The organism is Mycobacterium sp. 20KCMC460 (assembly GCF_022179425.1).
Classification (GTDB): domain Bacteria; phylum Actinomycetota; class Actinomycetes; order Mycobacteriales; family Mycobacteriaceae; genus Mycobacterium; species Mycobacterium kiyosense.
In genome coordinates, this window is record NZ_AP025524.1 from 577,000 (window position 1) to 595,431 (window position 18,432).

Annotated in this window: 15 protein-coding genes and 3 pseudogenes; 12 read left to right on the forward strand and 6 right to left on the reverse strand. The window is 66.6% G+C overall.

The features are described from left to right. The first annotated feature begins 2 nt into the window (after nt 1-2). Nucleotides 3-410 carry a Zn-ribbon domain-containing OB-fold protein gene (locus MKCMC460_RS02690; RefSeq protein ID WP_236979795.1) on the forward strand — a complete coding sequence of 136 codons (408 nt, stop codon included), beginning with the start codon at nt 3-5 and terminating at the stop codon, nt 408-410. Nucleotides 411-443: 33 nt separating this feature from the next. On the opposite strand, the gene MKCMC460_RS02695 is transcribed toward MKCMC460_RS02690, so the two are convergent. Continuing rightward, complete coding sequence (locus MKCMC460_RS02695; protein ID WP_236979797.1) at nt 444-1,898, reverse strand: aldehyde dehydrogenase; 1,455 nt, start codon at nt 1,896-1,898, stop codon at nt 444-446. 117 nt (nt 1,899-2,015) lie between these two features. Then, nucleotides 2,016-2,993, reverse strand: a complete 978-nt coding sequence (locus tag MKCMC460_RS02700) for a LacI family DNA-binding transcriptional regulator (RefSeq protein ID WP_236979799.1) — start codon at nt 2,991-2,993, stop codon at nt 2,016-2,018. A 267-nt stretch (nt 2,994-3,260) separates the two neighbouring features. On the opposite strand from MKCMC460_RS02700, the gene MKCMC460_RS02705 reads away from it, so the two are divergent. From MKCMC460_RS02705 to MKCMC460_RS02730, 6 genes and pseudogenes are all read left to right on the forward strand, one after another. Continuing rightward, nucleotides 3,261-4,613: an amidohydrolase family protein gene (locus tag MKCMC460_RS02705; protein WP_236979800.1), complete on the forward strand. Its 1,353-nt coding sequence runs from the start codon at nt 3,261-3,263 to the stop codon at nt 4,611-4,613. A gap of 44 nt (nt 4,614-4,657) precedes the next feature. Continuing rightward, nucleotides 4,658-6,955 (forward strand): CoA transferase, encoded by a 2,298-nt coding sequence (locus MKCMC460_RS02710; RefSeq protein ID WP_370653137.1) that lies wholly within the window; start codon nt 4,658-4,660, stop codon nt 6,953-6,955. Between the two features lies 1 nt (nt 6,956). After that, the gene (locus MKCMC460_RS02715; protein WP_236979804.1) at nt 6,957-7,286 is read left to right on the forward strand and encodes a hypothetical protein; all 330 of its coding nucleotides are present in this window, start codon (nt 6,957-6,959) and stop codon (nt 7,284-7,286) included. 15 nt (nt 7,287-7,301) lie between these two features. Beyond that, complete coding sequence (locus MKCMC460_RS02720; RefSeq protein WP_236979806.1) at nt 7,302-8,474, forward strand: thiolase family protein; 1,173 nt, start codon at nt 7,302-7,304, stop codon at nt 8,472-8,474. Continuing rightward, entirely contained in the window at nt 8,471-8,902 is a 432-nt protein-coding gene (locus tag MKCMC460_RS02725; RefSeq protein ID WP_236979814.1) for a Zn-ribbon domain-containing OB-fold protein, read from the forward strand. The genes MKCMC460_RS02720 and MKCMC460_RS02725 overlap by 4 nt, the downstream gene beginning before the upstream one ends. Then, nucleotides 8,899-9,552 (forward strand): annotated as a pseudogene (locus MKCMC460_RS02730) (hypothetical protein); the annotation flags it as partial. The gene MKCMC460_RS02725 and the pseudogene MKCMC460_RS02730, both read left to right, overlap by 4 nt. On the opposite strand, the pseudogene MKCMC460_RS02735 reads toward MKCMC460_RS02730, so the two are convergent. Next, nucleotides 9,550-9,684 (reverse strand): annotated as a pseudogene (locus MKCMC460_RS02735) (short-chain dehydrogenase); the annotation flags it as partial. The pseudogenes MKCMC460_RS02730 and MKCMC460_RS02735 sit on opposite strands and share 3 nt — an antisense overlap. A gap of 129 nt (nt 9,685-9,813) precedes the next feature. Here MKCMC460_RS02735 and MKCMC460_RS02740 point away from each other — a divergent pair. Beyond that, the gene (locus MKCMC460_RS02740) at nt 9,814-11,661 is read left to right on the forward strand and encodes a hypothetical protein (RefSeq protein ID WP_236979816.1); all 1,848 of its coding nucleotides are present in this window, start codon (nt 9,814-9,816) and stop codon (nt 11,659-11,661) included. Between the two features lie 79 nt (nt 11,662-11,740). On the opposite strand, the gene MKCMC460_RS02745 is transcribed toward MKCMC460_RS02740, so the two are convergent. Then, entirely contained in the window at nt 11,741-12,280 is a 540-nt protein-coding gene (locus tag MKCMC460_RS02745) for a DUF3558 domain-containing protein (RefSeq protein ID WP_236979818.1), read from the reverse strand. 48 nt (nt 12,281-12,328) lie between these two features. Further along, nucleotides 12,329-13,141: a polysaccharide deacetylase family protein gene (locus tag MKCMC460_RS02750; protein ID WP_236984553.1), complete on the reverse strand. Its 813-nt coding sequence runs from the start codon at nt 13,139-13,141 to the stop codon at nt 12,329-12,331. A gap of 223 nt (nt 13,142-13,364) precedes the next feature. Between MKCMC460_RS02750 and MKCMC460_RS02755 the strand changes: the two genes are divergently transcribed. Then, nucleotides 13,365-13,844: an SRPBCC family protein gene (locus MKCMC460_RS02755; protein ID WP_236984555.1), complete on the forward strand. Its 480-nt coding sequence runs from the start codon at nt 13,365-13,367 to the stop codon at nt 13,842-13,844. Between the two features lie 79 nt (nt 13,845-13,923). On the opposite strand, the gene MKCMC460_RS02760 is transcribed toward MKCMC460_RS02755, so the two are convergent. Further along, nucleotides 13,924-14,628 (reverse strand): cutinase family protein, encoded by a 705-nt coding sequence (locus MKCMC460_RS02760; RefSeq protein WP_236979819.1) that lies wholly within the window; start codon nt 14,626-14,628, stop codon nt 13,924-13,926. Between the two features lie 369 nt (nt 14,629-14,997). Here MKCMC460_RS02760 and MKCMC460_RS02765 point away from each other — a divergent pair. From MKCMC460_RS02765 to MKCMC460_RS02775, 3 genes and pseudogenes are all read left to right on the forward strand, one after another. Next, nucleotides 14,998-15,396, forward strand: a pseudogene (locus tag MKCMC460_RS02765) (NAD(P)/FAD-dependent oxidoreductase); the annotation flags it as partial. Then, nucleotides 15,396-17,264, forward strand: coding sequence for a PE family protein (locus MKCMC460_RS02770; RefSeq protein ID WP_238305296.1), 1,869 nt, complete (start codon nt 15,396-15,398; stop codon nt 17,262-17,264). The pseudogene MKCMC460_RS02765 and the gene MKCMC460_RS02770, both read left to right, overlap by 1 nt. A 110-nt stretch (nt 17,265-17,374) precedes the next feature. After that, nucleotides 17,375-18,430 carry a sulfate ABC transporter substrate-binding protein gene (locus MKCMC460_RS02775; protein ID WP_238305297.1) on the forward strand — a complete coding sequence of 352 codons (1,056 nt, stop codon included), beginning with the start codon at nt 17,375-17,377 and terminating at the stop codon, nt 18,428-18,430. Nucleotides 18,431-18,432: the final 2 nt, after the last annotated feature.

The following is an 18,432-nucleotide window of genomic DNA, read 5'->3' on the forward strand; positions in this document are numbered from 1 at the left end:
CAATGAACTTCGACCGGCCGATGCCCGTCAAAACGCCCACCACAGCGCCCTTTTGGGATGCGCTGGCCCAGCATCGCATCGAGATCCAGTACTCGCCGTCGTCGCAGAAGTATGTGTTCTACCCGCGGGTGCGGGCGCCCCGGACACTGGCCGACGACCTGGAATGGCGGGAGATCTCCGGGATGGGGACGTTGTACTCCTACACAGTCGCCCGCCGTCCGGTCAGCCCGCATTTCGCCGGCGCGGTGCCGCAACTGCTCGCAATCGTCGAATGGGATGAGGGCCCAAGGTTTTCCACCGAGATGGTCAACGTCGAACCCGACCAACTGAGCGTGGGCATGCGGGTGCGGCCGGTGTTCTGCGACTACCCCGAGCACGACGTCACGATGCTGCGCTACGAGCCCGCCTGAGGCCCGGCCCCGCGTCTGCTCGCGCAGGGAAGGCTACATCTGCGCCCAGACGATTTTGGTCTGCAGGTAGGTTTCCAGGCCGGCCTTGCCGGACTCGTAGCCCCAGCCGGACTGCTTGTAGCCACCGAATGGCATCGAGTGGTCGAACTGCATCTGGCAGTTGAGCCCGACCGTTCCGGCCTTGAGCCGCTTGGCGATTCGGTGCGCACGGCCCAGGTCGCTGGTCCAGCAGGTGGCCGCCAGCCCGTAGGTGCTGTCGTTGGCCAGGGCAACGGCCTCGTCCTCGGTGTCGAACGGCAGCACCGCCACCACCGGGCCGAAGATCTCCTCCTGGAACAGCCGGCTCGTGGAGGCGACGTTGGTCAGCACGGTCGGGCGGATGAAGTAACCCTTGCGGTCCACCCGTTGCCCACCGGTGACGACCTCGACTCCGTCGGCCCGGCCCTGCTCGAGATAGCCCAAGACCCGGGTGAGCTGCTTCTGGCTGATCAGCGGGCCGATCAGACTGCCCTCGTCCTTGGGGCCGCCCTGCGGCAGGCTGTCGGCGACCTTCGCGAGTTGCTCGACGAACTGCTCGTAGACCCCGCGCTGGACGAAGATGCGCGAACCGCACACACAGGCCTGACCGGAGTGGATGAAGGTGCCGAACGCCGCCATCGGGACGGCCTTGCTCAGGTCGGCGTCGTCGAAGACCACCACCGGCGACTTTCCGCCCAGCTCGAGGGTGACCTTCTTCAAGTTGCTGTCACCGGCGGCGTGCACGATCGCGCGGCCGACCTCGGTGGACCCGGTGAACGCGACCTTCTCGACGTCGGGGTGCGCGGTGATCGCGGCGCCCGCGGTGTGTCCGTAGCCGAGCAACAGATTCGCCACCCCTTCGGGCACGCCGGCCTCGTGCAGGATGTTGTCCAGCACCAGCGCCGACAGCGGGGTCTCCTCGGCCGGCTTGACCACGCTGCTGCAGCCCGCGGCCAGCGACGGCGCAAGCTTGGCGCAGAAATTGAAGACCGGCCCGTTCCACGGGAAGATCAGCCCGACCACGCCGTAGGGCTCTTTGAGCGTGTAGGCGTGCTGGTGCGAGTCGATGCCGGTGAGGCCGCCGGTGTGCACGTCGGCGGCGATGCCCTCGATCTTGGTGCACCACCCGGCGTAGTACCGGAAGAACTCCGAGCCGACCGTCACCGTGCCCCGGGCCTGCAGCGGCGTCATGCCGGCATTGAGTGATTCCAGTTCGGCCAGCAGTTCGGCGTTCTGGTCGATCAGCTCGCCCACCCGCCACAGGATCTTGGCCCGCTCGCTGGGAGGTTTGTCGCGCCACACGCCGGACTCGAACGACTCCCTGGCCCGCGCAACGGCGGCGTCGACGGCCTGGGGGCCGCAGTCTTTGAACTCGGTGACCTGGTCTTCGGTGGCGGGGTCGACGACCGTGATGGTCTCACCGGTGCCGGGGCGCTTGCTGATCTCGTCCAATACCGACTGGAGCGTCATCGGTACTCCTCCTTGAGTAACTGACTCGTCAGACGGGAGGTTATGCGCTTAACCAAAGGATGTCCAGTGCCTCTGCAGCCACCCTGGCGCGTTGGTGAACCGCTTAACCGCGGGCAGCTAAGTCGAGGAACGGACCACGACCCGAGCGATGTCGGTGATATCCGGCGACGGTGGCGCCGGGTAGCCCAACCGCTCGTAGATGGCGGCGATCGCGGCATCGGCGACGGCGCGTGGATCGAACTGCACGCTGGTCAGCGGGGGAGTGCTGACCACGCCCATGGGACTGGCGTCCACGCCGATCACGGCCAGGTCCTGCGGGCACCGAAGCCGTGCCTGGTGGATGCCGTATAGCACCAGGCAGGCGATGTCGTCGCTCTGCGCGCACACCGCGGTCACGCCGTCGCGCACCCAAGCACCCACCACCTCGGCGGCGTTCTCGACGGTGATGGTGGCGACCCGAACCGGCGGCAGGCCGCGGGTCTGTGCCGCGCGGGAGACGCCCTCCAACCAGTAGTCGCCCAGCGGGCGCCACCTGGCGATCCCGCCGTAGGCAAAGGCGATCTGGCGGTGACCGCGCGACACCAGGTGGGCGATCCGCATCTCGCCCACGGCCAGGTGGGGATCGCCGAGCGCGGGCAGGCTGCCGATGTCGATGTGCGGAATTCCCGCCGCCTTGACCGCGGCCGCCGCGGCGTCGCTGAGCGGGAACAGGCTCGCCACCGCGACCGGGTCGAGGTTCTCGATGGCGTCGACCACGTGGTGGTCGTCCTCGGTCTCGAAGATCTGCACCTGCAGCAAACCCAGCCGGGCCAACTCGGTCGTCATCCGACTGCCCGCCTGCATCGGCATGTCGCCTACCGCGACGTACGGGACCACGTAGAGCACCACGCCGCTCTTGCCGCGGGCGAGATTGCGCGCGGCCAGGTTCGGCCGGTAACCGAGTAGCTTCGCGGCGCGGTTGACCGCCTCGCGGGTCTGCGGCGAGATCCGCCGGCCCTCGGCATTGTTGAGCACGTAGCTGACCGTGGCTGTCGAGACGTCCGCCAACCGGGCCACGTCAGCGGTGGTGGGTCGCACACTTGAAGGCCCGGCCATGCCTCATGGTGGCATGCGTGCGGCTTGCGTCCAAGGTCGGCGGCGCATGAGCCGGTCGATGTCCAGTCAGCCCAAGTGTGACTAATAGTCGGTATCGGTGGTCGAAGCTCGACAGGTGACGATGGCCCAGCGTGCCACAGCACTCCTATGGCGGCAGCGGCTTTTCGCAGAGCGAGACGGAAGCGGCGCCCTCCGGGTGGCGTTGACCTATGACTCATGTCAATGTCTACTAGTCCGAGGATCGACGACGATCGGGGAGAGCGCGCAATGAACAAGGACGAGCTGATCCTGATCAGCGTCGACGACCACATCGCCGAACCCGCTGACATGTTCGACGCGCACGTGCCGGAAAGGTACAAACACCTCGCGCCGCGGGTGGTGGTCGAACCCGACGGAGTCCAGCAGTGGTACTACGGCGAGATCCGCGGTCGCAACATGGGTCTCAACGCCGTCGCCGGAAAGCCCCGCGAGATGTACAACGTCGACGCGTCGCGGTACGACGAGATGCGGCCGGGCTGTTTCAACGTCGACGAGCGGGTGCGCGACATGAACGCCGGCGGGCAGTTGGCCGGTCTGAACTTCCCGAACTTCACCGGTTTCTCCGGGCAGGTGCTCAACCAGGGCCCCGACCGCGAGGTGAACCTGGTGATGATCAAGGCCTACAACGACTGGCACATCGACGAGTGGTGCGCGGCCTACCCGGGCCGGTTCATCCCGTGCGGCATCCTGCCGCTCTTCGATGTCGCCGAAGCAGCTAAGGAAGTAAAGCGTCTGGCGGACAAGGGATGTCACGCGGTGACGTTCTCGGAAAATCCAGAAGCGTTGCAAATGCCCAGCATTCACACGAAATACTGGTATCCGCTGTTCGAGGCGGTCTGCGACAACAAGACCGTACTGTGCACCCACGTCGGATCGGCGTCGCGTTCGCCGATGGTGTCGTTGGACGCCCCGGCCAGTGTGATGATGACGGCGTCGTCAATGATGAGCATGTTCACCTTCACCGAACTCATCTGGGCCGAATTCTGGCGCGATTTCCCGGAGTTGAAGTTCTCGCTCACCGAGGGTGATATCGGTTGGATGCCGTACTTCTTATGGCGCGCCGAACACGTCTACCAGCGCCACTCCGGTTGGACGCTGGCCGAATTCCCGCCGGGATACTCCGGACCGGTCGATGTGTTCAAGCGGCACTTCTACACCTGCTTCATCAGCGACAAGGTCGGTGTGCGCAACATGGACTGGTACAACGAGGACATGGTGTGCTGGGAGTCCGACTTCCCGCACTCCGACAGCAACTGGCCGTTCGCACCCGAGGACGTCATCGAGACGATGGGTCATCTCGACGACAGTGTGATCAACAAGATCACCCACCAAAACGCCATGGCCGCATATTCTTTCGACCCCTTCCGGCACGTTCCCAGGGAGCACGCGCGGGCCGGCTATCTGCGCAGCCAGGCAACCGATGTGGACGTGGTGACGCACGTCGGGCACCAGGCCAGCCAACGTGACCGCGACGCGTGGACCCGGATGACGACGTTCGCGTTACAGGCCCAAGGTGTCACCGCGCCGGTGACGGTGGAGGCCGGCGGCATCGCCGGCCGGGCCAGCACCCTGGGCAACTGAGCGTGCCCCTCGAGGCGCCCTTCGCCGGGTGGCGGGTGCTGGAGATGTCCAACGGCATCGCCGCGGCCTACGCCGCCAAGATGTTCACCGACGCGGGTGCCGACGTGGTGAAAGTCGAATCCGCGCAGGGGGATCGGCTGCGCGGATGGTCTGCTGCAGGTGGGCCGCCGGGCGCCTTGTTCGGCTATCTGGCGGCCGGAAAGCGCTCGGTTCTCGATCACGATGAAGCAGCGGTTGTGGCGCTGCTGGCCGGCGCCGACGTGGTGTTCACCGACCTGACCGATGGTTGGACGCTGGACGGGCTGGCCGCGCGAACCGGCCCGTCGGCGGTGGTCGTCGCGGTGACGCCGTTCGGGACGACGGGGCCCTACGTGGACGAACAAGTCGTCGCCAACGAGTTCATCCTGCAAGCCCTGTGCGGGTCGACGGCCGGGCGTGGGTGGCCCGGTGACGAGCCCGTGCAAGCGGGTGGCCGGCTGGGCGAGTGGCTGGCGGGTACCTTCGCCGCGGCGGTCGGCGCCGCGGCCACGCGACATGCCGTCCGCGGTGGGCGCGCAGAAGTGATCGACGTCTCGACCTACGAGGCCATGGCGATTGCGATGGGTGGTTTGCCCGCCATGTCCGCCAGCGTGCTGGGTGCGGATTCGCTGCTGGTGTCACGAAGTCTGGAGTTGCCGTCGATCGTCCCCACCGCCGACGGCATGGTCGGATTCTGCACCATCACCGCGCAGCAGTTCCAGGACTTCCTGGTGCTGATCGAGCGGGAAGACCTGATCGACGACGCCGAACTGGCGACGTTCGACGGCCGAATCGCGCGCCGCGGCGAGTTCCTCGACATGGTCACCAAGTGGACCAGCAGCCGCACCACCCAAGAGATCGTCGAACTGGCGGTGGCGTTCCGAATTCCGGTGGCGCCCATCGCAACCCCGGCCACGCTGCCCGACATCGATCATTTCGTGCAACGGGGCGTCTTCGTCGAGTCCGAACTCGGTGTGCTGCAGCCCCGGGTGCCGTATCGGGGTGAACACCTCACCACCCGTGCGCCCGGCAGCCCCCCCGATCTGGGCGCCGACACCGGTCGCATCGACTGGCCGCCGCGCCTTGTAGGGCCCGAATCTGTTGATCCCCGGCAACTTCCGCTATCAGACGTCCGCGTGACCGACCTGACTGCGTTCTGGGCCGGACCGGTCGCCACCCAGTTCCTCGGCAGCCTAGGCGCCGACGTCATCAAGGTGGAGGGAGTGCGGCGGCCCGACGGCATGCGATTCTCGGCCGGTCGCCCGCCCGACTGGGACCAATGGTGGGAATGGGGCCCGGTGTTCCTGTGCAGCAACAACAACAAACGTGGCATCAGCGTCGAACTGGGCACCGAGGGCGGGCGGTCCGTGGCGCTGGACCTGATATCGACGAGCGACCTCGTCCTGGAGAACTTCTCGCCGCGGGTGATGGGCAACTTCCGCCTGGAGTGGGACGCGGTGTGTGCCGCCAACCCGCGCGCGGTCATGGTGCGGATGCCGGCCTTCGGGTTGGACGGTCCGTGGCGCGACCGGGTCGGCTTCGCCCAAACCATGGAACAGGCGACCGGCATGGCGTGGATGACCGGGCACGCCGACGGCCCGCCGCTGATTCCGCGCGGGGTCTGCGACCCGATCGCGGGACTGCATGCCGCATTCGCCGCGGTGGCCGGCCTGGTGGTGCGCGACCGCGACGGCATCGGCGTCCACGTGGAGTCCACGATGGTGGAGTCCGCCCTGAACGTCGCCGCGGAGATGCTGGTGGAATACTCGCGCAACGGAATCGAGTTGCGCCGCCAGGGGAATCGTGGCCCCGGAGCCAGCCCACAGGGTGTGTATCGGTGCCAGGGTGAGGACGAGTGGGTCGCGCTGTCAGCCATCGACGATGCCGGCCGCACCGGTCTGGCCCGGCTGATCGGCAGGCCTGAGGCGCATCAGGGCGAAACCTGGTGGCGGGAGCGCGCCGACGAGGTCGATAAGTTGATCGAGGACTGGACGGCGCACCACACCGTTGCGCAGGCGGTGCGGGAGCTGCGCTGCGCCGGGGTTGCCGCGGCGCCGCTGGTCGCGGCGGCCGGGCTGCTCGCCGACCCGCAGCTGCTGGCCCGCGGATTCTGGGAACGGATGGACCATCCCGTCGTGGGCTCGTTTCTTTGCACCGGAATGCCTTTCGAGTTCCTCGGCAGGCCCCGGCGTTGGCTCCGCCGGGTATCGCCGCTCTACGGTCAGCACACGCACGAGGTGTTGTCCGGCCTGGGGTATGGGGCAGGGGATCTGACCCGGCTGTCCGAATCGGGGGTCACCGCCGCCCGGCCGGCGGGACTGTGACGTGGCCGTCACGCTCTGTGTGCCGCCGCGTGCCGGTGAGCTGTGCGCGCCGGTGCGATTCCTGCTGCGCCAGGACTCGGTGGTGATGGAATTGACTGCCCGGCATCGCATTACCAGCGTCGAGTGGGATGAGCGCGAGCGTGCGGTGGCAATGGTCGTGGAGATCACCGACCCGCAGACCGCGCGGCCGGTGGACGTGCGGATCGACGTCGTCGACGCCGGTGCGGGATCCGCCGGAGTCCGGTGCACGACGATCGGGCGGATAACGCGTGACGGAAGGGAATACGACGTCGTGGGAACCTATCTCGGCGTTGTCGCGGACGAAAACTGAAGGAGTGAGATCGGTTTGAGCGCGAACAAGCGCACCGCAGCCATCGTCGGGGTGTACAACACCGCGCAGGGCCGGCGACTGGACGGACATACCAGCCGGGGACTGGCCGTCGAGGCCATCCGGGGGGCACTCGAGGACGCCGGCCTGACCCTCGACGATGTGGACGGAATCAGCGCCAGCCCGCAGTCGACCGCGCTGATCTACGACCTGCGCCTCGGCCCGGCCTGGCAGGGCATGGGCTTCGGTGTCGGCATGATCACCGAGGCGGCCACCGCTATCGAACACGGCATGGCCGATGTCGTGGTGCTCGTCGCCGCGCAGGCCGGGGAATATCGCGACCACGAGGCCACCGCGCCCTGGACGCGGCCGGAGAACGAATTCGTCGCGCCTTGGGGGATGTTCACCACCGCCGAGTTCGCGCTCATCGCCCGCCGCCACATGCACGTCTACGGCACCACGCGGGAGCAACTGTCCACGGTCGCCGCCACCATCCGCAACAACGGCTCACGTAACCCGGAAGCTGTTTACTACCAACGAGGTCCGTTCACCACCGACGACATCACCGCCTCCCGGCTCATCGCCGACCCGTTCCATCTGCTCGATTGTGCGACCACCTCGGAGGGTGGTTGCGCGCTGGTGGTGGCGAACCTGGAGACCGTCGGCGACAAGGCTACGAAATCTCGTCAACCCATCTACATTCTGGGCAGCGGCGCGGACTTCCACGGCCCGTCCTATCAGCACCCGCCGGCCTGGGATCTGGGCGGGCGCCGGCGTGATCACGTGAATGGCGTGGTGGGTCGCCGTGCCGCCGACCGCGCGTTCGCCCACGCCGGCCTGCGCCGCGACGACGTGGACGTACTGGAACTGTATGACCCCTTCTCGTTCGAGATCATTCGTCAACTGGAGGCGTTCGGGTTCTGCGGTGAGGGCGAGGGTGGGCCGTTCGTCGCCGCCGGTCACATTGCCGTCGACGGCAGTCATCCGATCACCACCGACGGCGGAACCATGTCGTTCAGCCATGCCGGGGCCAATCCGCAGATGATGCAGCGCGCGATCCGGGCCGTGCAGCAGTTGCGGGGTGAGGCCGGTGACCTGCAGGTCCCGAACGCACGTATTGCGTTGTGCAGCAACGGGGGAGCCGGAGCACTGTTCACCACCGTCCTGCTACTGGGAGACGAGCCGAGATGAAGTCTGAGAGCATGTTGCGGCCACAGTCCGGGCCGGTGCCGCACGCCAATAGTGCGGTCAGCGGTCCGTTCTGGGCGGGTTGCCGGTCTCACGAGCTGCGCTACCAGCGGTGCGCAGCGTGCGGGCTGGCCAATTTCCCGCCGACCGAACACTGCCGCGAGTGCCTCTCGGCCGAGCTGCAGTGGACACAAAGTGGCGGATCAGGCGAGATCTACAGCTGGACGGTGGTGCACCGGCCCGTCACCGCGGAGTTCGAACCCCCTTACGCACCAGCCATTGTCACCCTGGACGAGGGCTACCAGATGCTGACCAACATCGTCGGAGTCGCACCGGAACAGCTGGCGATCGGGATGCCGGTGACGGTGCAGTTCCACGCCGTCGACGCCGACGTGACGCTGCCGTACTTCCGGCCGTCGGGGTCAACGTGAGCCCGGTCCGCACCGCCGGTGGCCTGCCGGTCACCGCGTACCTGGTGCTGGGCGTGCTGGCGGCCAACGACGAGCAGCTAACCGCCGGTGAGATCAAGATGCGCGCCGAGTTGTCGGTCGGGCACTTCTACTGGTCGCCGTCGGTCAGCCACGTGCGCCGCGAGCTCAGCAAACTGCTGGAAAGATCCATGGTCAGCGAGATCGACACCCGATCGGGCAAGCGGGCCATCACCGTGTACGAGACCACCGACGCCGGCCGGGATGCGTTGCGGCGCTGGGTACAACACTTCCCGGGACAGGACCAGGTCGTCGTCAAACACCCCGTCATCCTGCGAACCTGGCTGGCGCGCGGCGAGGACCCGGACCGGGTGATCGACATGCTGGACCGTCATCTCGAGGCCACCCGGGCCAGGCTGGACGAGGCGCTGTGGTCGCGGGAACGATCCCGCGAAGTCGGCATCGTGGACGATCCCGACCAGCGCTACTCCTTCGCCGTCCTCGACTACGCGATCCGCGGGTTGTACGCGGAAATCTCCAACATCCAGCAGCTGCGCGACGAAATAGCTTCCGGCACAACGCGCGATCCGGTCAAGCGGGTGCGCCGGCCCAAGGGGCAGCTGCGGCGCCGCGGCGGCGCCGGACGTCCGGGCGCCGAGCCTGACCAGACCGCCGTCAACGGCAAGCAGCGCTCCGGTGAAGAACCCCGAGCCGGCTCCGGATAACAACACCAGCACGGGGCCCAGATCACGGGACGGGTCGCCCAGCGCACCGCCGAGCGGGACGGCAGGGTGATTACTGAGGAAATTTTCCTTTGCTGACCGATATCGTAATTCGTGGATGGGGGCGAATCGGCTCTGGTAGCCGCGGGACGGGCTTGGGCTGCGGAGCAAGAGCGTAAGTTTCCGGATTGGGTGGACCGGTTCGGGTGCGCAGACCCCAGCCTCTGGAACTTCGGCAGCGCCTCACTGGATCAGTTGACGTACAACATCTTTCACTGTTACCCCAGCATGCGAGCACTGGATGATTCGGGCAACGCGCAGTTCGTCGAAGGAGCCACCTGGTACCTCGGCGAGATCGTCCGACGCAGCAACCCGCGCACACTGCGCTGGACCGAATCCATTTTCGAGTATTCCGGTGGCCGGTTCATCGTGCAGCCGACGGCCAAAACCCGTGCCGCCGAGTACGTCTCGCCGCAAGCCAGTCTGCGTAATGTCGCGATGTCAGGCGACCCGCTTACCCTGCCCCGCACTTATCGCCCCTACATCGACACTGCGAACCGACCATCGTGGCAGTTCAGCCCGTCCGACATCTACCAACGCGGAACCGGCGTGTGGACCTGGGACTCGGCGACCGAGCGGTGGTTGTCGACCCGCGACCTCTGGCGCAACGGTATAGCCGAACTACTGGCAGTCCTGGCGCCGCGGCTCCCCGGCATCGCACTGGACTACTCACCTGCCTCATTGGCAGCTGTCGAACAATTCGCCTGCACAGATGCCGTGGCGACCGACCCCGCGCTTCGTTCCGCGGTGATCGCTTACCTGGGAGAGAGCCTGCTGCGCACCGGTGACGGCAGGTGGATCTGGGACGACCACCCCGGCTCGATCACCTACGGCTACCCGCTGGTCAAACCCTACCTGGGCGCGGCCGTGTCCCCGGCGCATGTGCTGGAATACGCGCGGACCTGGCCAGATGGGCGAAACTTTGCGCGGTTACACGAAGCCTGGTCGGCCGCGGTCGAGGGCTACCGCGATCGCAATCTGCTACACCTGCTGACCAGGGAATCGACACCCGGTATCGATGGCCCGGATCCGGTTGCACCGGGCGAGGCGTGGGCCGGTCTGCAGCGCGCGCGCTTTCCCGAGTGGATCGAAAGATTCGGCGCCGGCTACGCCTGGGACTTCAGTGAGCAGTCGATGGACAGCCTGGCCGAACTGATCCTGCGGCATTGTCCTACCGGCAGCGCCATCCTCGACAGCGGCGCACCGACTGAGTTTCTGGAGGGAGCGGTCTGGTACCTGGGCGAAACGTTGCACCGGGCTCGGCCGTCACGTTGGGTGCTGACCGATTTTGAGGCGCCGCGACTCGCGCGGTTGAGCATCATGGGGTATGCCAGTGAGGTACATCCGCTGGGTGAGTTCTTGATTCAAACATTGGACGGCGTGGTACGGCCCACCCGGATCTGGTACGGTCCGTCGGCACCGGCCAGTCATCCTGAGAGCTTGCGCTACACCTACAACCTCTGGCGTACCGGCGAAATGCGCTGGCGCATCGACGAATCCGTGAAGAGACGTGAGCGCACGAAGCGCAAGCGGGCGCGTCGAGGTGTCGACGACGCTGATGTGCTCGCCGACTGGCTCGCCGAACGGCAAGCGGCTTTTCCGGGATGGGTGCAGCGGTACGGCGCCCAGCTGCGTTGGGACTTCAGCCCTGCGACGCTGGACGACCTCGAGGGAGTCATCTGGTCGCAGGCGGTGGCACCCGAGGAGTTGCTGCTGGACCCCGCCCGAGAAGACTTTCTGCTCGGTGCCGCCTGGTATCTCGGTGAAGTCGTTCGGCGGCAGAGGAATTCGGCGCGCTGGACTTACCAGCGAGACTTTGCGCCGGAGCCGAGCGTCGAATGGATGAACCCCGGCCCGGGAGTGGTCCTCGCCGGGGTGTACACCGACCTCGATCGACGCGGCGGCATTCTGCAGGGCTGGTATCGGTCCAGACTGGAGACCCTCGCCCGATACGCGGAGACAGACGACGTCGAATCGTAGATCGGCGGAGCTCTGTCGTCGAGCCGACAGCACTGCCCGTGAGATCCGAGCGCGGCGCCGCCGACCGGCTGCGCACGGATTACTTTGCCGCCGCGATACTTCGGCGGGCCAGTTCGGTGGCGATGTCACACGGGTTGGGAAACGGCTTCCTGTTGAACTGGATCGACCATTCGAAGAAGTCGTCCTGGAACTGAATGGCGACGTCGCACAGCCGGGCGCCGAGCCGGTCGGTGGCCACGGCTACAAAGCCGCTGTGCCCGTCGACGGTGATGTTGTCGACCGACGTGCGCGTCAAGTCCTCGTTTCTGCGTTCCCGGCCGATGGGGCTGCCGCGGAACCAGCTGAATGAAAACCACGGACCGCTGATGCTGCCGTTGACCAGCCACTGACAGCCCAGTGAGTTACGGGCGGTGACCACCAGCCCGCCGGTGCCGGTCAACTGGGCCACGGTCTGGTCGCTCACGCCCCCGCATTCGGGGAAGAACGGCCCGTGGACGGCCTGCGTGGTGGTGTGTGAACCTTCCGGCGGCGCCGCCGGGCTGTCGCCGTGTGATCCGCCAGCGCACGCGGTCAGCACGGCGGCCAGGACCGCCGCCGGGATCACGCACCAACGACTCATGTATAGAACTGTGCCATCCATCGCGCGACCGGCGGTACCGCGCCAGAGCTAGGGCGTCTTGAGGAAAACGTCGTTGAGAGTGACGGTTCGGAGATTGCGTGCCCGGATGATGTCGATCAGCTGCGGATAGACATGCGTCACCGGCAAGTGGTTGAGATGCCCGATCACGATGGCCTGCGGAGTGAAGTACTGATCGGCCATCTTCACGATGTATTCCTCGGTGATCAGCGTCGAGTCCGACAGCGATCCCGACCACAGCACGGGCACGGTGTAGCCGAGGTCGGCGGCCACCGCGTCAACGGCCGCGTTGTGCTTGGCATAGGGCGGTCGCCAATACGGTTTGGCGCCAACACCGTAGGTCTTCTTCAGGAAGTCGTCGTTGCGGGTGAGTTGCTTGGCGATGTCGGCCTTGCTCAGCGTGGTCAGGTCGGGATGCGACCAGGTGTGGTTGCCGAGTTCGATCTGTCCGGAATCGACCAGCGGGCGCAGCGCTGCCAGGTTGTCGGTCCAGGAGTCGTACGTCCCGTTGACGAAGAAGGTCAGCCGGATGCCGGTGTCCTTCGCGAACTGGGTGTACGCGGCCACGACTTCGGAGTTGGTGCCGTCGTCGACCGTCAGCGCCAGCAGATCACCGCTGCCGGGGAGCTGGCTCAGTACACCGCCGCCGGGCAGCCGGACCCGGGAACTCGGGGGTGGCGGCGGCAGCAGACCCGCAGCCGTCGGGGCGCGGGGTGGCGCGATCTCCGCGGCGGCGGGCGTCTGGGCGAACGTGCGCGGCTGGGGGTCGACCATGCATCGGGCAAGACCCACGCTGGCCACGGTGGAGACGGCGAGGGATCCCAGGAAGCGGCGCCTGCTCAGTTCAGACATTCGACGGCCACAATCGAGCATGCCTGCGACCCGGTGCGCCACGAAGCAGGCAGACCCGCATTCGGGTTGCCAGGGTTGACACGCGACGACACCACAGCAGCGAACCGTACCATGACCAGCGTCGATAACCCGCGTTGGGAGCGGGCGGGTCGCTTGGCGTCGTCGATTCGGCCACAGCCGGGTGGGTACTCACCTGACGAAACGAGAGGACATGATGACAATCACTGTGGTCGATGCTGGACCCCGCCGAGTCAGCCGGTCTGTCGAAGTGGGCGCGCCTGCGGCCGAACTGTTCGCGATGGCCGCGGATCCGCGCCGCCACAGCGAACTGGACGGATCCGGCACGGTGCGGGACAACGTCACCGCACCCGCGACGCTGGCCGAGGGCTCGAAGTTCTCCACCAAGATGAAGATGCTGGGCCTGCCCTACCGCATCACCAGCACAGTGACCGGCTTCGAGCCGGACAAGCTGGTCGAGTGGCGTCACCCGCTGGGTCACCGGTGGCGGTGGGAATTCCAGTCGCTCTCGCCGACCAGCACCCGGGTGACCGAGACCTTCGACTATTCGGACGCCGGCGCGCTCAAGAACAAGCTCAAGTATTACGAGCGGACGGGCTTCGCGAAGGCCAACGCCCGCGGCATCGAGGCGACGTTGTCCAAGTTGCGCGACCGCTACCCGGCGCCGTCGGATTGATCCCGCCCCGTCTTGGCTCCGCTCTGGGTCGTCCCGAAAGTCCGGGTTGTCCCGAGACGTTCGGTCGTCCCGTGCAGCGCTAGTTTCCGAAACCGACCGGGGCCGGCGGCGGGCCGCCGAGGTGCGCGGCTGCGAATGCAACGCCCTGGTCGATCATCGCGCCGTCATCCGCGTACGAGTTGTGCGCGGCGAAGTTCATGCCCTCCGAGCACACCGGGTCGTCGGTGGCGCACACCTTGAGCGTCTTGGCCTGGTACAGCGGACCGATGGCAACCGGCGGCTGGCCGAGGAACTCCATGGCCCGCACATTGGGCGTGCCGAACAGCACCACCGACGAGACATGGTCGGCGACAGCGGGGTCCAGCGGTTTGGGCACCGTGGTCGGGTCGACTCCGTCGGGAACCTTGGCAGAGGTGACGAAACCCATCACCGCCGCGCCCTGGGAGAAGCCGGACAACACCATCTTCGTTTTCGGGCAGGCCGTCGCCATGGAGTTGACGTGCGCACCGGCATCCCGGATCCCGTCGATGCCGGTCGCCCACTCGTCACTCGCGGGGTAGTTGACGTTGTACACGCCCATGGACTGAGTGCCGATCCGTGGGCGTAACGCGTCGACGAAGGCCTGGCCCGTTGCGCCAAGACCTTCCTCGCCGGTACCCCGCGCATACACCACCTCGACGTCGGGGCAAGGCTCTGCTGACGCGGACGGCATCGGGACTGACAACACTGCCGAACTCACGCCCGCGGCGACGGCGGCCGCGGAACCAATAAACCGAGCGATCATGGATACATATTTTGCCCACCTAACCGCATCCCAAACCACCCCCGGCGCAACGTCGTCGAGAAATTTTTGCCGTAATTTACGTAGCCGTATGGCGGTGATGTGACGAGGCCGACATTCACACCCGCGGCAAGACCTCGTCGATGAGTCGATGCGAGCTGGCCCAGCCCCCGTCGATCGGCAACCCGCCCACCAATGGGTTCATCACGACATCCGTTCGGCCACTCCCGATCTGGTCGATCAGTTGGCTGGGGTGAGGATCTCGATCTGGTTGAGCCGACGCAGTCCCTCGATCGAACCGGCGGGCTGCTCGTTGGGTCTGGGCGCGCCGGCGCGTTTCCACGAGCTGTACTCGGCGGCCTTCGTTCGAGCGGCAATTCGATCGTCGACATCCTCGAGGCGGTGCCCGGCTGACGGCCAGCGCGGTCACCCGGATCGCTCGCCGGGGTGGCTACCTCGACGTGCCCGCGGACGCCGAGCAACGCTACAACGACCGGCTCTCGGCGGATCTGGAACGCACCATCTGGACGCAGTGCACCAGTTACTTCCGCCCCCGAGCGGCCGCATCGTGACGCAGTCTCCCGACACGGAATACGGGCGGCGGGCCGGGCGCGCCTCCGGGCGCGGGATCGGACGCACCGCGCCGGCGCGGCCGCGGACCCGGCGTCAATGATCAGACGATTGGTTGTCGGTGGAAAACCCACCAATAGCGGCGGACCGAATGCATATGATCACCCGACCGATGACGGGGGCTTAGCCGGAAGGTCGTGATGTCGGTTCTGGTGGTGCGCCCGGACGCCTTGATATCGGCGGCGGAGGATCTGACTGCGGTCGGGACCGCGCTGAGCAATGCAAATGCGGCGGCAGCACTCCCCACCACCGGGCTGGTAGCCGCTGCAGCTGACGAGGTCTCGGCGGCGATAACCGCGCTGTTCGCCGGTCACGCCCGTGCATACCAGGCCCTGAGTGCGCAGCTGGAGACGTTTCATCGGCAGTTCACCCAGCAGCTGGTTACGGGCGCTGGCGAGTACGCCGCGGCGGAGGTCGCCGGCGCCAAGCCGCTGGACCAACTGCGGAACCTGGTCAATGCACCGGCGCGAACGCTGTTGGGCCGACCGTTGATCGGTGACGGCGCCGACGGGGTGGCCGGCACCGGGCAGCACGGCGAGCCGGGCGGGCTGCTGTTCGGTAACGGCGGAAGGGGTGGGTCGGGCGCGGTCGGCCGAGCCGGCGGCGACGGTGGCAGCGCTGGGCTGATCGGCCACGGCGGGGCCGGCGGCCAGGCCGGTGCCGCTGCGGACTCCGCCAGTCCCGCGCCGGCCGGTGGTCGGGGTGGCAGTGGCGGCCTGCTGTGGGGCAATGGCGGTGTTGGGGGGCCGGGCGGGTCCGGAGCGATCGGCGGCGTCGGCGGTGCGGGCGGCAACGCTGTCTTGAGCGGTGATGGTGGTGCCGGCGGGACCGGCGGGCCGGGCCAGAGCCCGGGTGCCGGTGGAGCGGGTGGCTCGGGCGGGCAGTTGGCGGGCCACGACGGCGCGCGGGGAGCGACCGGCGCCAAGGTCAACGCGCCCACCAACCCGACGAATCCGACCAACCCGACGAATCCGACCAACCCGACGAATCCGACCAACCCGACGAATCCGACCAACCCGAGCAACCCGTCTAATCCGACGAATCCGACGAATCCGACGAATCCGAGCAACCCGACTGATCCGACCAACCCGACTGATCCGGCCAATCCGACTGATCCGACGAACCCAACCGACCCGTCAAACCTGAATGCCGTTGACGCGGCCAAAGCCGGCCACCTCGATTCCTCCAACGGGGGAGTCATCACCAACAGCGACCTCAAGGAGATCTCGGGAATCGACGCAGGAATCAGGAATCCGAACGTCTACTGGGTGCACAACGATTCCGGGGACACGAACCGCATCTTCGCGGTGGACGCCAAGACAGGTCAGACCTTGGGCACCTACACACTCCAAGGCGCCACCGCAAAGGACTGGGAGGACATCGAAGTCGCGACCGGCGCCGACGGAAAGTCCTATATCTATGTCGGCGATATCGGCGACAACGCGGGATCACGTAGCAACGTCACCATCTATCGTGTGCTCGAACCCGAGGTCACGGGCACGGCGAGCAATCCGACCAACGCGACCCTGACCGGAGTGGACCAGTTACGCCTGATCTATCCCGACGGCAGCAAAATCAACTCCGAGGCGCTGGCTGTCGACCCGCAGACCAACAAGCTGATGGTCATCGAGAAGACCGGCAGCAGTGTCTCCCGGGTTTACGCACCGGAAAGCCAGGTCTGGGTAGCCGCCACCAGCAGCAGCGCCCCCGTCACACCACTGAATCAGGTTGCGACACTGAATACTTCGGGTGCCAGCTCACCCCTGGTCACCAGCGCCGACTTCTCGCCGGACGGTTCACAATTGGCTGTCCGCACCTACGGCGATGTCCTGCTATGGAACCGCGCCGACGGCACCACCGCCTGGTCGCCGTTCAGCAGCACCGCGGTCAGGGGACCCGTTGTTGCTGAGACGCAAGGCGAGGCAATCGCATTCCACAACGACGGGCGGGGCTATGTCACCGTCAGCGAAGGGACCAACCAGACGCTGCACGAGTTCAGCATCAACTGATCGCGTTATCTTCAGACTGATTCTCAACGCTGTCGCGCGCTGCCCTGATCGCTAGCATCGGCAGGTTGCCGAAGGCGCAATGACCGATGAACCAGGGTAGGAGAGTTGCGGTGAGAGGACGCCTGCGTTCGCTGGGTCGTGTTCCGTGGCTCAACGTCCTTGGTGTCGTCGCCGTCGTCGTCGCGGCGAGCGCGATCGCATTCAAGAACTTGCCGGACGACCGGGCCGGGATCCTCAACGTCTCCTACGACCCGACGCGCGAGTTGTATGCGGCGCTCAACCAGGCGTTCGCTGCGCAATACGGGTCGGGAAACGGGTTGGAGATCAAGCAGTCTCACGGCGGATCGGGAAGGCAAGCGCGCAGCGTGATCGACGGTTCGCAAAAGGCCGACGTGGTGTCGCTGGCGTTGAGCAGCGATATCGACACACTGGCCAAGCGCGGCCTGGTGGCAGCAAACTGGCGGCAACGACTCCCCAACAACTCGGTGCCCTACACGTCGACCATCGTCTTCCTGGTCCGGAAGGGAAATCCCAGAGGCGTTCACGACTGGCCGGACCTAATCAATCGTGACGTGGCCGTCGTTTCACCTAATCCGCGTACATCGGGCAATGGCCAGCTGAGTGTGCTGGCGGCATGGGGGTCGGTCACCACCCGCGGCGGCAGCCCCGAGCAGGCAGCCGGGTATCTGCGGACGTTGCTGCAACACGTCGCGGTTTCCGATGCCGGCGCACGGGGGGCCGGCACCAGCTTCGCGGTGCAGCGGATCGGCGACGTGCAGCTGACGTGGGAGAACGAGGCGCTGCGGGAGGTCGCCGCCAACAAAGACGAACTCGAGATCGTTTATCCGCCGGTGAGCATCTTGGCCGAACCGGCCGTTGCGTGGGTCGATGCCAACGTCACCGATCCCAAAGTGGCCTCGTTCACCAAGGACTACCTGCGCTACCTGTTCAGCGACGCCGCACAAGAAGTGATAGCTCAGCAGGGTTACCGCCCGTTCAAGCCGGAAATCCTTGCGCGCCATGCCGACCGACTACCGGCGCTGGCGCTTTTTCCGGTCACGGCGCTGGCCAAGGACTGGGCGGACGCGCGTCAAAAGTTCTTCGGCGACAACGGAATCCTCGACACCATCACGGCGGCGCCGTTTCTCGCCGCGCCGGCGACCTGAGG